The following is a 12,797-nucleotide window of genomic DNA, read 5'->3' as shown; positions in this document are numbered from 1 at the left end:
AGTTATTGCAAACTCTTATGCCGACAAAAGGAATGCCTTGGAGAGTTTTGCCCTGGCTACAATCGTGTCGCGTGCCGCTTGCTTCACTCGAGGAGCTCGTCGCTGAACGCGAAGCGCCCTCTCTTCCTGCCCATCATCCTCCTCAGCGGCAGGGGGTCGTCCTCGAGGAGGCTCCATTCGTAGACCGCGTTACTGCTCACGCGTAGGAGTATCGCTATCTCCGCCACCGAGTACGTGTCTTGTATTGGCACGGGAACCTTGACATACGGGCATCCCGCCGATTCGACTGCCATGCGTCTGCTCCTTCCGGAGCGGCAGACGCTACACCTCGGCGTCGCGGAACTTGGCGGCGATGGCGCGATGCTCGTTGCCATCGCCGCCGCTCGGTGTCGTATCGTCGTCCGCACGAGTCCTTTCAGGCGGGCGAAAGCGGCGCATACCGCCCGTCGCGCGGGTTGCATGCGCCGCAGGGTTCAGCACGTTTCGCCTGGGTCAATGGACGCTCGGCCGGTTACCCGTCCCGGTCCTCTTCCCGCATATTCGCAAGGTGGTCTGCCAGGCGGCGGAAGGAAGGGGCGGAGATGCAGTGCTCCAGGCGGCACGCCTCTCTGGCAGCCAGGTGCGCATGAACGCCGGCGTCGCAGAGCAGCCGCCTGAAGAACTCGTATTTGTCGAGGGTCGAGCGGGCGACGCCCAGCCCCCTCTGCGTGAGCCGCACGTCGCGGTCGACCACCTCCACGAGCGATTGGGCGGAGAGCCCCGCCGAGCGCCTTGGTGGCGCCCGGGCTTGAAGAAGCCCGGGCGCTCGGCGATGTCGGCGTTGCGGCAGCATCCGCGTTCGGCGCGGATGACGAGAATCGCCTCGAGGTAGCCCTCGGACGAATCATGCCTTGCCGTAAGAGGCCCCTCCTAACTGCCAACCAGCCGCCTCGCGGCGCACCTCGATGAAGCGGCGGTAGATCCCCTGCTCGCGCATGAGCTCCTCGTGCGTGCCGCGTTGGACGATCCTCCCGCCGTCCACGACGATGATCTGGTCGGCGTCGCGCACCGTGTTCAGCCGATGGGCGATGGTGACGAGGGTCTTGCCGCGCGTGAGCTCAGCGATCGCCGCCATGAGCAGGTGCTCGTTCTCCGGGTCGACCGAGCTCGTCGCCTCGTCGAGGATGACGATGGGCGCGTCCTTCATGATGGCGCGCGCGATGGACACGCGCTGGCGCTCCCCGCCGGAAAGGCTCGCCCCTCCCTCCTCGAGAACGGTGTCGTAGCCCTGCGGCAGCCCTATGATGAAGTCGTGGCACCGCGCGCGCTTGGCCGCAGCCACCACTTCCTCGCGCGACGCGTCGGGCCGTCCGAACCGGATGTTGTTCTCCACGGTGTCGTTGAACAGGTACACGTTCTGGAAGACCATCGAGATGAGGGAGAGCAGGCTCTCTGCCGTCCCCTCGCGCACGTCCACCCCTCCGATCGTGACGCGCCCCTCATCGACGTCCCAGAAGCGGGCGAGCAGGTTCACGAGCGTGGTCTTGCCCGATCCGCTCGGTCCCACGAGCGCGCAGGTCGTGCCCTCGGGGATGGAGAGCGTCACGCCGTCGATCACGCGGCGTCCTCCGCCGTAGGAAAACGACACGTTCTCCATCGCGAGGCCGAACCCCTCGCAGGCAAGCGGCCTGTCCGTCGAATCCTGTCTCGGGATCGCGCACACCTCGTCGATGCGGTCGAGCTCGCCCTCGATCTTCTTGGTGAGGAAAGCGCCGTTGTTCGCGCTGATGAGCTCGCCGTAGATCATGAACGCGGCGACCAGCAGCGTGAGCGCCCAGGATAGGGGGAGCGCGCCTGCCAGGTACAGGGCGCACGAGGCGAGCAGGACGCCGCAGCTTGCGAGGTTGAACACGAGCGCGTAGAGCTTCAGCACGCCTTGGGCGGCCTGCTCCTGCTCGAAGTCGGCCTTCCGCTTGCGTTCGAAGGACGCCTTCGCCTTCGCCAGAGCCTCGTCGGGCGAGGCGAACGTGCGCAGCACCGCCATTCCGCGGGCGTACTCGATCACCGCGTCGGCCATGTCCTCCTGGGCTGCCGTGACCTCGCGCGTGACCGAGGTCGACCGCCTCCGCAGCCACTCGAGGACGACGAGCCCGACCGCGATCCCCGCGAACGTGACGGCGGCCACGGGCGGTGCGAACGCCAGGAAGAACAGGCTCATGATGACGGCCATCGCCACGCCGCCCGAAAGCCCCGTCAGGCAGATGGTCATGAACTCTTCGAGCTGGTGGACGGTCGTGGTGAGCGTGGTCGTGATGGCGGAGAGGCGCTGCTCCGAGAAGTAGCCCATGGGGGCTCCCTTCAGCCTGTCGCCAACCCTGAGGCGCAGATCGCGGAACACATGGAAGCCCTCCGCGTCCATCTTGATGTCGACGAGGTACTGGAACGCGAACTGGCCTGCCACGCTCAAGGCGAGCATTCCGAAGCACTGCAGGGCGACCTCGACGCCCAGCCGGTCGCGGTTCTCGAGCGCCCACCACACCGCAGCGAGCATGCCCGCCATGAAGAGGGCCTTGAGGACGTTGCACGCCATCCCGACGACGAGGCTGCGCCGGGAGGAGGCGGAGAAGCTCCCCGCCAGGTCGAGTATCCTTTTCACTATCGCCAGCATCTAGCCCTCCTCGCTGTCGTCGGACAAGGAGCCCGTGTGCTCCGCCCACATGCGCGCGTACAGGGGGCAGGACGCGAGGAGGTCCTCGTGCTTGCCGCATGCCGCCACGCGTCCTGCCTCCATAACGACTATCTGGTCCGCACTCGCGACCGTCGACAGGCGGTGCGCTATCGTCACGAGCGTCTTGCCCGCCACGAGCTTCTCGATGGCGCGCTGCACCGCCGCCTCGCTCTCGGGGTCGGCGTACGCCGTCGCCTCGTCGAGGATCACCACGTCCGCGTCCTTCAGGATCGCCCGAGCGATCGTGATGCGCTGCCGCTCCCCGCCGGAGAGCCGCGCGCCGGCCTCTCCGGCCGGCGTGTCGTAGCCCAGCGGCAGACGCTCTATGAACCCGTGCGCGCCCGCTGCGCGCGCGGCCCGCTCCACCTCGGCGTCCGTCGCGTCGGGCCTTCCCAGCCGGATGTTGTCCGCGATCGTCGCGTCGAACAGGAACGTGTCCTGCGCCACGTAGGAGACGTGCTCCATGAGCTGCTCGAAGGGGATGTCGCGGACGTCGCGCCCTCCGTAGCGGACCGTGCCGCCGCTCGCGTCCCAGAACCCCGCCATGAGCTTCGCCACGGTGGACTTCCCCGAGCCGGACGGGCCGACGATCGCCGTCATGGTGCCGGGGTCCGTGCGAAGGCTCACGCCGTGGAGCACCTCGGCGCCCTCGTGGTAGGAGAACGACACGTCCTCGAACGAGAACGGCTCGCCGGACAGCTCGACTCGCTCCGTCGGGCGGGAGAGCTCCGGAAGCCCCAGGAAGTCCCATATCGCGTTCAGGCACGCGTCCATGCGCGAGATCTGGCCGGCAGCCTGGGCGAACTTGAGCACGCCCCCTATGAAGCAGAGGGGGATCGTGATGCACACCATGAATTCCGGAAGCGATATCTCCCCGATCGACAGCAGCCACACCCCGAGGGGCAGCGAGAACAGCAGCGTGCAGGGGACGACGGCCCTCACGAGCGCCAGCCACACCCAGCTCTGGCGGAACCAGGCGAGCGTGGAGTCGTGGTAGTCGGCGACCGCTTCGGAGAACGATCCGTACGACGACGCGCTCCGGCCGAACGCCTTGATGACCTGGATGCCGTTGACGTACTCGACGAGCGTCGAGTTCATCTTCTGCTCGCTTGCCATGTAGCGCGCCATCTTCGCCTTGTACCCGCGCATCATGCCGAGGTAGAACAGCGCGCCGAGCGGGATCGTGGCGATGCCCGCCAGCCCCATTCTCCAGTCGACGGCGAACACGATCGCCATCGCGAGCACGGGCGCGAACACGTTGCTGGGAAGCTCGGGCATGAAGTGCGCGATGGCGTCCTCGAGCTGGTTCACGTTGTCGACGAAGCGGTTCTTGAAGGCTCCCGTCGGGGTGTCGACGATCGTCCCCATGGGGACGCGGGCCATCTTCTCCGCCATCCTTTCCCGCATGGTGCGCAGGGCTTTGAAGGCAATGCCGTGGCTCATCATCGACGAGCGCCACGTGAAGAGGAACTTCGCCACCTGCCCGAGGGCCGCGGCGGCGGCGAGCCATACGGCCTCGTCGAGGGACAGCGTTCCCTCCAGAAGACCCGCCGCCAACACGGCGATCACGATGTAGGGGACCATGCCGAGCGTCTCCCCGATGCAGGCCATCGCAAGGGAGAGGATCATCCTTCCCTTGTCGGGGCGCATGAAGTAGAACAGCTTCGCGAACGCGCTCGGGCGCGCGCTTCGGTCTTCAGGGTTTGCGTTTCCCATGTATCTCACCTCTCTTCGGACTTAACGGACAGGCTCACTACGCGATCCCCTGCCAGCCGCGCGAGCGTATCGTCGTGGGTGATGACGGCCACCGCCTTGCCGCTCGCGGCGAGCTTTCGGCACCACGCCGCCACTTTCCCCATCCCGCGGCCGTCGAGCCCGCTCGTGGGCTCGTCGAGCACGACGAGCTCCGCGTCCGAGCAGTACGCCGCCGCCAGGGTCACGCGCTGCTTCTGCCCTCCCGACAGGCTCGCCGGGTGCCGGTCGGACAGGTCGGCGAGGTCGAACGCGGCAAGCGCCTCCCATGCCCGCGCTTTCAGCGCCTCGTCCACCTTGCGTCCGAGCACCACCTCGTCTGCGACGCTTCCCGCGTAGAGCTGGTAGTCGGCGTCCTGCATCACGAAGTAGCTCAGGAGCCTCCGCTTCCGAGGGGAGAGCGCCACACCGTCTCTCGTCACGCGCCCTTGTTGCTCGCGCGCCGCTCCAACCAGCACTTTTGCGAGCGTCGTCTTCCCGGTTCCGTTACCGCCGCACACGACCGTGACGCATCCCAGGGGGAACTCGGCGTCAACCCGGCTGATGCCGCGCCCCGTCGAGGGATAGGCGAAGGTGACGCCCTCGAGCCGCCATGCGGAAAGGTCGGGCACCGCCTCGCTTTCTCGCGCAACCGCCATATCCGGATGGCGCAGGCCGAACCGCGAGGCGTCCGCCAGGGAAAGGCGAGCGAACTCGTCGGCGTCCCAACGTGCGGCGACGCGCCCCGACCTCATGCACACGAACTCGTCGGCGACGGGGAGGAACCGGTGCAGCCGATGCTCCGAGACGACTATCGCGACGCCCTCGCCCTTCAAGCGCGCCAGGATCCCGACGAGCGCCTCCGAGCCTGCCGCGTCGAGGTTGGACGTGGGCTCGTCGAGCACGAGGATCCCCGGGCGGCACGCGATGGCGGCGGCGAGCGCCACCCGCTGCTTCTGCCCGCTCGACAGCTCGGTGAGCTTTTCCGACAGCAGCGCCTTCACGCCGCAAAGCTCCGCCGCCTCCCGGACCCGCGCGACCGTGGCGCTCGGGCGGGTGCCCAGGTTCTCGAGGGAGAAGGCTATCTCGTCGGCGACGGTCCCCATGAAGAACTGGCTCCTCGGGTCCTGCATCACCACGCCCATCCCCTCGGTCCGCTGTCGGGGCGATAGGTCGAGCACCTCCGTTCCGCCGACGAGGACGGCGCCCTTCCTCTCGCCTGGAAAGAAGGTGCCCGCCAGCCCGTCGATAAGGCGCAGGACGGTCGACTTGCCGTCGCCTGACCGGCCACAGAGGACCGTGCACGAGCCGTGCGCCACGCTAAGCGACACCCCGCAGACGCGGCTGCCCGTCTCGGATGGCTCCTGCTCCTGCCCCGCTACCTCCGACTCGTCGAGATAGCGGAAGGACACGTCGTCCAGCGCCACTGCTTCCGAGCAGCTCATAGGACCACCCCCAGCGCGTACACCGAAGCGGCGGAGGCGATGGCGAGCGAAGCGCATGCCGCGTCGCGGGCGGAGAACCCGACGTGGTGCACCGACGTGCGGCCCTCGCCGATCTCGATGCCCCTCAGCTCCGCCGAGGCGGCGAGCTCGCTCGAAAGCCGCAGGGAGCGCATGACGAGCGGCGTGTAGACGCACTCGTATGCCAGGGCGGGATGCCTCACGACGTCGAGGGCGCGGGGGAAGATTCCCCTCATCCTGATGCCGCGGATGATCGAGCGGATCTCGAAGGAGAGGATCGATGCGAACCTGAACATCATGCAGATCCCGACGAGCACCCCCTGGGGGACATGCCAGCGGTCGAGCGCGCACATGATCGCGGACGTCGAGAGCGTGAAGAGCGCGCAGCCGACCGTGAAGGGCGGCACCATATGGAGGATGCTCACGAAGAGGACGCCGTAGAGGCCCGGCAGAGGCAGGAAGCTCAAGGCGCAGACCGCGGCGAAGCTCGCGCATGTCTTGGCGGCGAGCCTCTGCCTGCCGTTCGCCGCAAGGTAGGCTGCCGCGAGCGCCTGCAGAAGAGCCGTCTCGAGCAGCCCGGTGACCAGCATGGCGGCAACTCCCACGGCGAGGAAGGACGCGAGGTGCGTCCTGGGATCGAGTCCGAGGACCCCCGTCCTCATGCCCGTATCTTCCGCCCGGCTCATGCGATCTTCGCCTTGCGGACGTGCTTCTTCAGGAATTTGGAGCCGATGAGGCCGCCGACGACCGTCCCCGCGACGAACATCGCCATCATGAGAAGGATCCAGGGAAGCTCCGTGTACTGGGCAACCATCGCCGCGACGTCGGCGGCGTCGTAGTACGTTCCGAGCTGCTCCATGTACGCCTCGCGGAAGAGCAGGTAGGGCATGATGCCGTAGAAGCCGAACGTCACCCAGTAGACGATGTAGCCGCCGACGATGCGCTTGATGTCGTGGTAGGAGCCCTTGCCCCACATGACGAGCTCTCCGACGACGGCGCCGACGACGGCAACCGGAGCGCAGTAGAGTCCTCCCATGAACGTGTAGAGAACGCCGAACACCAGGATCGACGCCGCCAGCACCCCTCGCTTTCCGATGCGGTCCGCCATCACGACGTAGAACGGCGTCGAGAGCAGGGGGAACAGCCACGATCCCACGAAGAACGTGTTCTGGGGAGCGAGCAGCATGTCCTCGATCATCTTCGCCGCCATCGTGAGGAACACGATGACGAGGTTGAAGACGACGAACGTCAGGATGTCGCGCGTGGTCCATCTGCCGCTTGCCGACCGAGAGTTTTCCGCTTGCATAGAGAATCCTCCTTAGCATGATTGTTAGCTATAACAAACTTTGATCTATAATGAACGGAGAAAGGTCTCGGGGGGTCCGAGACCGACGCACATGCGACCCAGCGCGGAAAGACCGCGCCTAAACACGGAAGGAAGCATCTAGGAGCTGGCAGATGGAGAGCTTGGAAGAAGACCTCTACAGTGCGGCGTTTCGGAAGTGGGAAATCTCGCCCTCCTCTAAAACGCATCCATACGGGCCTGAAGGCGCCCTGCGGACCTTCGAGAACGAGTTCGGCGAGGGGGAGTACTGGTCTTACTTTCGCGGAAACCTCTTCGCGATCAATTCCTTCAGGATGAAATTCAAGAAAAATTGGATCCTGAGGTATCGGTGCACTGAACATCTTTGCGTTTCGTTCTACGACGAAATCGAGGGAGTGGCGCAGAAGCAGGGAGCGCCGCTCAGCGTCGGAGCGATCTCGGTATATCTCGGAGGAGAGGGCGAAGAGTACGAGGCGCGCGTTTCCGAAGGCGCGTCGGCAAGGGGCACGTCGATCACCTTTTCCCCTGACTACTACCGCACCTACCTGCAAAGCAGGTTCGGGAGCGTCGAGGACATGAGAAGAGCCTTCCTGGAAGCCGACGGAAGGCATGACATGCCGGATCTCGTCAACCTGCTCAGGAAGGCTCGAAGCTACAAGGGCACGGGGATGGCGGCGGAGCTCTTCTACGAAGGGGTGATCTCGGAAGCCGTCGCGTTCGTCATGCAGCATTCTTCCTTCTGCCCCGACGAGCATCGCAGCATACCCCTGACTCGCGAAGACCGCGAAGTCATCGATTTCATCTGCGGATACATTGCCTCGAACCTTGGAGGGGACCTGTCCTGCTCTCGCCTGGCAAACCAGCTCTACATAGGGAAGACAAAGTTGAAAAACCTCTTCAAAACGGCAACGGGACTGTCGCCGTCCCGCTACGTCGCGCACGAGCGCATGGAAGAGGCCGCGCGCCTGCTTGCCGAAACCGACTTGGCGATAGCAGAAATCGGCGAAAAAGTAGGCTATACCAAGCCAGGTGCATTTACGGAGGCCTTCCGAAGGGACAGGGGCTGCACGCCCACACAGTTCAGAAAGCAGTGCTAGCATTCAATCCCAGAACGAGAAGAGCGCTCTCGGCTCCGGTCTTCAACCTGACGGCAAGATTCACGTCGCGTGGCGCTTGCTCCACTCGAGCAGCTCGTCCCTGAACGCGAAGCGCCCCCTCTTCCTTCCCATCATCCTCTTCAGCGGCAGGGGATCGTCCTCGAGAAGGCTCCATTCGTAGACCGCGTTCCTGCTCACGCGCAGGAGTATCGCTATCTCCGCCACCGAGCAGGTGTCCTGGATCGGCACGGGGACCTTGACGTACGAGCATCCCGCTGATTCGACTGCCATGTGTCTGCTCCTTTCGGAGCGGCAAACGGCTGCATCTCAGCGTCGCGGGATTCGGCGGCGATGGCGCGAGGCCCGTTGCCATCGTCGCCGCTCGGTATCGTATCGTCGCCCGCACGTGTGATTCCGCGCGGGCGAAAGCAGCGCATACCGCCTGCTGTGCGAGCTGCATGCGCTGCTGGGTTCAATGCGCTTCGCCTGGGCTTTCGGACGCCCGGCTATTCACCCGTCTCTGTCCTGCCCCTGAAGACTCACAAGGTGGTCCGCCAGGCGGCGGAAGGAGGGGTCGGAGATGCAATGCTCCATGCGGCACGCCTCCTCTGATGCCGTCCCCCCGTCCACCCCGGCGTCGCAGAGCAGCCGCCTGAAGAACTCGTGCTTCTCGAGCGTGGCGCCGGCGAGGCGGCGCCCCTCGGGGGTGAGCCGCACGTCGCGGTCGACCACCTCGACGAGCGACCGAGACGAGAGGCCCGCCAGGGCCTTGGTGACGCTCGGCCTCGTGACGCCCAGGCGCTCTGCGATGTCGGCGTTGCGGCACGACCCGCGCAGGCGGCGGATCACAAGGATGGCCTCGAGGTAGTCCTCGGACGATTCGCTCATCGGGATGCCTCCATATACCGGGGGTTCTTCTCGTCGGATCTGGAGGACGAACTGCCTGGCATCATTGGCGGAAGCTCCATCCCTCGGCCGTGCTTCGAATCTCCACGAACCTGCGGTATATCCCCTCCTGGGACAAAAGCTCTCGATGGGTTCCGCGCTGGACGATCCTCCCGCGGTCCACGACGAGTATCTGGTCGGCGTGCTCGATGGTGGCGAGCCTGTGGGCTATCACCACGACGGTCTTGCCTCGCGTGAGCTCGGTGAGCGCTGCCTGTATGAGGGCCTCGTTCTCGGGGTCGATGCTCGCCGTCGCTTCGTCGAGGATGACGATGGGGGCGTCTTTCAAGAGCGCCCGCGCGATCGAGATGCGCTGCTTCTGGCCGCCCGAGAGCGCCGCGCCCCCTTCGCCCACCATCGTCTCATACCCGTCGGGCAGCGCCTCGGCGAACTCGTCCACCCTGGCGCGTTGCGCGGCGCGCCTGACCTCTTCCTCCGTCGCGTTCGGCTTGCCGAAGCGGATGTTGTTCTCGATGGTGTCGTTGAAGAGGTAGACGCCCTGGAACACCGCGGAGAAGTTCCGCAGCAGGCTGTCGCACGTCAGCTCCCTTACGTCCCGCCCTCCCACGAGCACGCGCCCCGCGTCGACGTCCCAGAACCTCATCATGAGGTTGGCGATGGTGGTCTTGCCCGAGCCCGAGGGCCCCACGATGGCGCACGTCGATCCCTCGGGAACGCGAAGGCTCACGCAGTCGAGGGCCTTCCTGGCCCCCTTGCCCCGGCCGTAGGAGAACGACACGTCCTGGAACTCGACGTCGTGTTCGGAGAGCTCCGCCTCCCGGCCGTCCTCGTCAATCATCTTCGCTCCCTCGACCTTCTCCAGCCTGTCGAGGATGTCGCCCAGGTCGCCGAGCATGTGCGCGGAGTCGTTGACCCTCTCCACTCCCGAGAAGATGGTGAACGAGAACGCGAGAAGGGCGAAGAACGTCCATAAGGGAAGGGATCCCGCCGAAAAGCCCCAAACGGCGCATGCGACCACGCCCACGCTGGCGAGCTTGAACGCGACCAGGTGGACGACGTTCCTCGGCGTGAACCCGAACTCGATGGCGATGCGCGCGTCCTTGAGCCTCTCCACCGAGCGCAGGATGGGCTTCTCCGCAGCGCCGCTCTGCCCGTACGACTTCGCGGTCCCAAGCCCTCGGACGTATTCGACGATGCTTCGGGCGAGCCTCTCCGTCGCCTCGTGCGCGGCGGGGGCAAGGCGCCGCGACGTCCGGTTGATCGAGGCGAGGGCCAGGCACGAGACGGCAGTGCCCAAAACGGCTGCGAGCGCCGCCGCAGGGCTCAGGAAGAGCAGGAAGCACAGTATCGCGAGCAGGTTGACGTAGCCGTTCACCACCGCGTCGACCATCTTCATCCCCTGCAGCTCGAGGACGCCCAGCTCCGTCGTGGCCAGAGCGAGGATGTCGCCCGTATTCACTTCCGAGAAGAAGCCCAGCGGGACCCGTTTGAGGACGCTGCCGATCCTCGTCCGGTCTTCGGGCGCGACCTCGTAGCCGATGGATTCCTGCAGCCTGTTCTTCCCGTAGGAGAAGACGAACCGGGCGAGCACGCATGCCGCCAACGCGAGGAGGGAGAGCCATACCCAGGAAGGGTCGAGCGGGGAGCGCCCGCTCGCGTCTTCGACGACTTCGGCGAGAAGCCACGCCCCGATGACCACCGGCGCCGCGGTCGCCCACGTCATGAGGAAGGAGCAGAGGCATCCGAGAAACAGGCGCCCCCTGTACGGCCCGGTCCACCGGATGATGCGGATGAGCGAGTTCATCATCGCCTGTCCCCTTCCTCGCCGGAGCCTGCCGCCCACGCCCGGGCGCCGACATGGGCGTCCCACATCCGCGAATAGAGGGGGCAGGCCGAAAGCAGCTCGTCGTGCCTTCCCATCGCGACCACCCTGCCGCCCTCGATCACGGCTATCCTGTCCGCGTTCACGATCGTCGAGAGCCGATGCGCTATCACCACCAGGGTCTTCCCCGCAGAGAGGCGGGCGATGGAGCGCTGGATCTTATCCTCGCTTTCAGGGTCGGTGAAAGCGGTGGCCTCGTCGAGGACCACTATGGGAGCATTCTTCAGAATGGCGCGAGCGAGGGACACGCGCTGCCTCTCCCCGCCCGACAGCTCGAATCCCGCCGAACCCGCCGGGGTATCCAGCCCCTGGGGCAGCCTGGAGATGAAATCGTCGCAGCACGCTGCCCGCGCCGCCTCCTCCACCTCGTCGTCGCTCGCCGCGGGGTTCCCAAGCCTGATGTTCTCCCGGATGCTCGCGTCGAAGAGGTAGTTGTCCTGGGCGACGAAGCTCACGAGCCCGGAGAGCTGCTCGAGGGGCATGTCGCGCACGTCGACGCCCCCGATGGCGATGCTGCCGCCGTCGACGTCCCAATGCCGTACGAGAAGGCGGGCGAGAGTCGATTTTCCGGATCCGGACGGGCCGACGAGCGCCGTGAACGACCCGCACGGCATATCCAAGGACACCCCGTGCAGAACCTCTTCGCCCTCTCCGTAGGAGAAACGGACGTCCTTCAGCTCGATGGACGAGTCCTTGACCCTGGTAGCGCTTCGGTCGATTTCGGGAAGTTCCGGCAAACCGAGGAACTCCGCCGCGTCGGCCACGGCGTACTCCATGGACTTCAGTTCGTTGACGAACGATGTGAACCTGGCGATCGGATCGACGATGGCCAGCGACAGCACCACGCACATCGCCAGATCGGCCGGAGACAGGGCCCCGCCGAGGTAGAGAGCCAAGCTGGCGGGCATCACCCCGAGGAGCGTCGTCGGCATGATGGACGACATCAGGTTCATGGCCACCCAGGTGGACTTGAACCACTCCATCGTGAAGCCCTTGAAGGCCTCGACCGCGCCTGCGTACTTCTCGTAGGAGTCGCTCGCCTGGTTGAACGCCTTCACCACCTGGATGCCCTCGATGTACTCGACTATGACGCTGTTCACGTGGTTGCTCTCGGCCATGAACGCGGCGTATTTGGCGTTGAACTCCTTGAGGCTCGAGGCGAAGACGGCGAGCCCCAGAGGCACGCAGGCGAGGCACGCCAGGGCCATCCGCCAGTCGATGGCCGCGAGCCATCCCGCCAAACCCGCCGCGAGGACGAGCGAGCCGCCGAGCTCGGGGATCATGTGCGCCAAGGGGGGCTCGATGTTCTCGATTCGGTCGAGGAAGACGCTCTTGATGCTGCCGATGCTCTTCGATTGGACCGTCCCCAGGGAGGCGCGCATGAGCTTGCGCGTGAAATCCTTCCGAAGCGATTCCAGGATCGTATAAGCCGAAACGTGGGACAGCAGGGTGGACGCCCCGAAAAGAATTTTGCTCATGACGTAGGCAGCGGCAGCAACCGCAATCCACACCAAAGCGCCACCCCAGGTCAGCGAACCGACGATGGCCATCTCCATCAGGCTGTACACCGCGTAGAACGGGACGAACCCGGCCGCCACGCTGGCGACGGAAGCGATGACCGAAAGGGCCATCCTCCCCTTGCATCTCGACGCATAGGAGAAGAGCGTAGAAACCCACGACCTCCCCT

General features: G+C 65.6%; 12 protein-coding genes. 1 reads left to right on the top strand and 11 read right to left on the bottom strand.

Translation table 11 applies throughout. The features are described 5' to 3' along the window. Window positions 1–83: 83 nt before the first annotated feature. From LB310_RS04310 to LB310_RS04280, 7 genes are all read right to left on the bottom strand, one after another. A complete protein-coding gene (locus LB310_RS04310) occupies window positions 84–293 on the bottom strand; it encodes a helix-turn-helix domain-containing protein (protein WP_301154603.1) in 210 nt (69 codons plus the stop codon). Between the two features lie 218 nt (window positions 294–511). Further along, the gene (locus tag LB310_RS04305) at window positions 512–832 is read right to left on the bottom strand and encodes an iron dependent repressor, metal binding and dimerization domain protein (RefSeq protein ID WP_301154602.1); all 321 of its coding nucleotides are present in this window, start codon (window positions 830–832) and stop codon (window positions 512–514) included. A gap of 51 nt (window positions 833–883) precedes the next feature. Beyond that, the gene (locus LB310_RS04300) at window positions 884–2,647 is read right to left on the bottom strand and encodes an ABC transporter ATP-binding protein (protein ID WP_301154601.1); all 1,764 of its coding nucleotides are present in this window, start codon (window positions 2,645–2,647) and stop codon (window positions 884–886) included. After that, window positions 2,648–4,357, bottom strand: a complete 1,710-nt coding sequence (locus tag LB310_RS04295; protein WP_346688032.1) for an ABC transporter ATP-binding protein — start codon at window positions 4,355–4,357, stop codon at window positions 2,648–2,650. It lies immediately after the preceding gene. A gap of 71 nt (window positions 4,358–4,428) precedes the next feature. After that, complete coding sequence (locus tag LB310_RS04290) at window positions 4,429–5,883, bottom strand: ABC transporter ATP-binding protein (RefSeq protein ID WP_301154599.1); 1,455 nt, start codon at window positions 5,881–5,883, stop codon at window positions 4,429–4,431. Continuing rightward, on the bottom strand, window positions 5,880–6,563 hold the full coding sequence (locus tag LB310_RS04285) for an energy-coupling factor transporter transmembrane protein EcfT (RefSeq protein ID WP_301154598.1): 684 nt from the start codon (window positions 6,561–6,563) through the stop codon (window positions 5,880–5,882). Before LB310_RS04285 ends, LB310_RS04290 begins: the two co-directional genes overlap by 4 nt. Before the next feature lie 20 nt (window positions 6,564–6,583). After that, window positions 6,584–7,207, bottom strand: coding sequence for an MptD family putative ECF transporter S component (locus LB310_RS04280; RefSeq protein ID WP_301154597.1), 624 nt, complete (start codon window positions 7,205–7,207; stop codon window positions 6,584–6,586). A 152-nt stretch (window positions 7,208–7,359) separates the two neighbouring features. On the opposite strand from LB310_RS04280, the gene LB310_RS04275 reads away from it, so the two are divergent. After that, window positions 7,360–8,322 (top strand): helix-turn-helix transcriptional regulator, encoded by a 963-nt coding sequence (locus LB310_RS04275; RefSeq protein ID WP_301154596.1) that lies wholly within the window; start codon window positions 7,360–7,362, stop codon window positions 8,320–8,322. A gap of 60 nt (window positions 8,323–8,382) precedes the next feature. On the opposite strand, the gene LB310_RS04270 is transcribed toward LB310_RS04275, so the two are convergent. The 4 genes from LB310_RS04270 to LB310_RS04255 form a co-directional block, all read right to left on the bottom strand. Next, window positions 8,383–8,613, bottom strand: a complete 231-nt coding sequence (locus tag LB310_RS04270) for a helix-turn-helix domain-containing protein (RefSeq protein WP_301154595.1) — start codon at window positions 8,611–8,613, stop codon at window positions 8,383–8,385. Between the two features lie 219 nt (window positions 8,614–8,832). Further along, the gene (locus LB310_RS04265; RefSeq protein WP_301154594.1) at window positions 8,833–9,210 is read right to left on the bottom strand and encodes a metal-dependent transcriptional regulator; all 378 of its coding nucleotides are present in this window, start codon (window positions 9,208–9,210) and stop codon (window positions 8,833–8,835) included. A gap of 61 nt (window positions 9,211–9,271) precedes the next feature. Continuing rightward, complete coding sequence (locus tag LB310_RS04260; protein WP_301154593.1) at window positions 9,272–11,035, bottom strand: ABC transporter ATP-binding protein; 1,764 nt, start codon at window positions 11,033–11,035, stop codon at window positions 9,272–9,274. Next, window positions 11,032–12,741 (bottom strand): ABC transporter ATP-binding protein, encoded by a 1,710-nt coding sequence (locus tag LB310_RS04255; RefSeq protein ID WP_301154592.1) that lies wholly within the window; start codon window positions 12,739–12,741, stop codon window positions 11,032–11,034. The genes LB310_RS04260 and LB310_RS04255 overlap by 4 nt, the downstream gene beginning before the upstream one ends. Window positions 12,742–12,797 lie beyond the last annotated feature (56 nt).

The sequence above is a fragment of the Gordonibacter sp. RACS_AR49 genome (genome assembly GCF_030418435.1).
GTDB classification, from domain to species: Bacteria; Actinomycetota; Coriobacteriia; order Coriobacteriales; family Eggerthellaceae; genus Gordonibacter; species Gordonibacter urolithinfaciens.
This window is presented reverse-complemented; position numbering and strand designations above follow the sequence as displayed.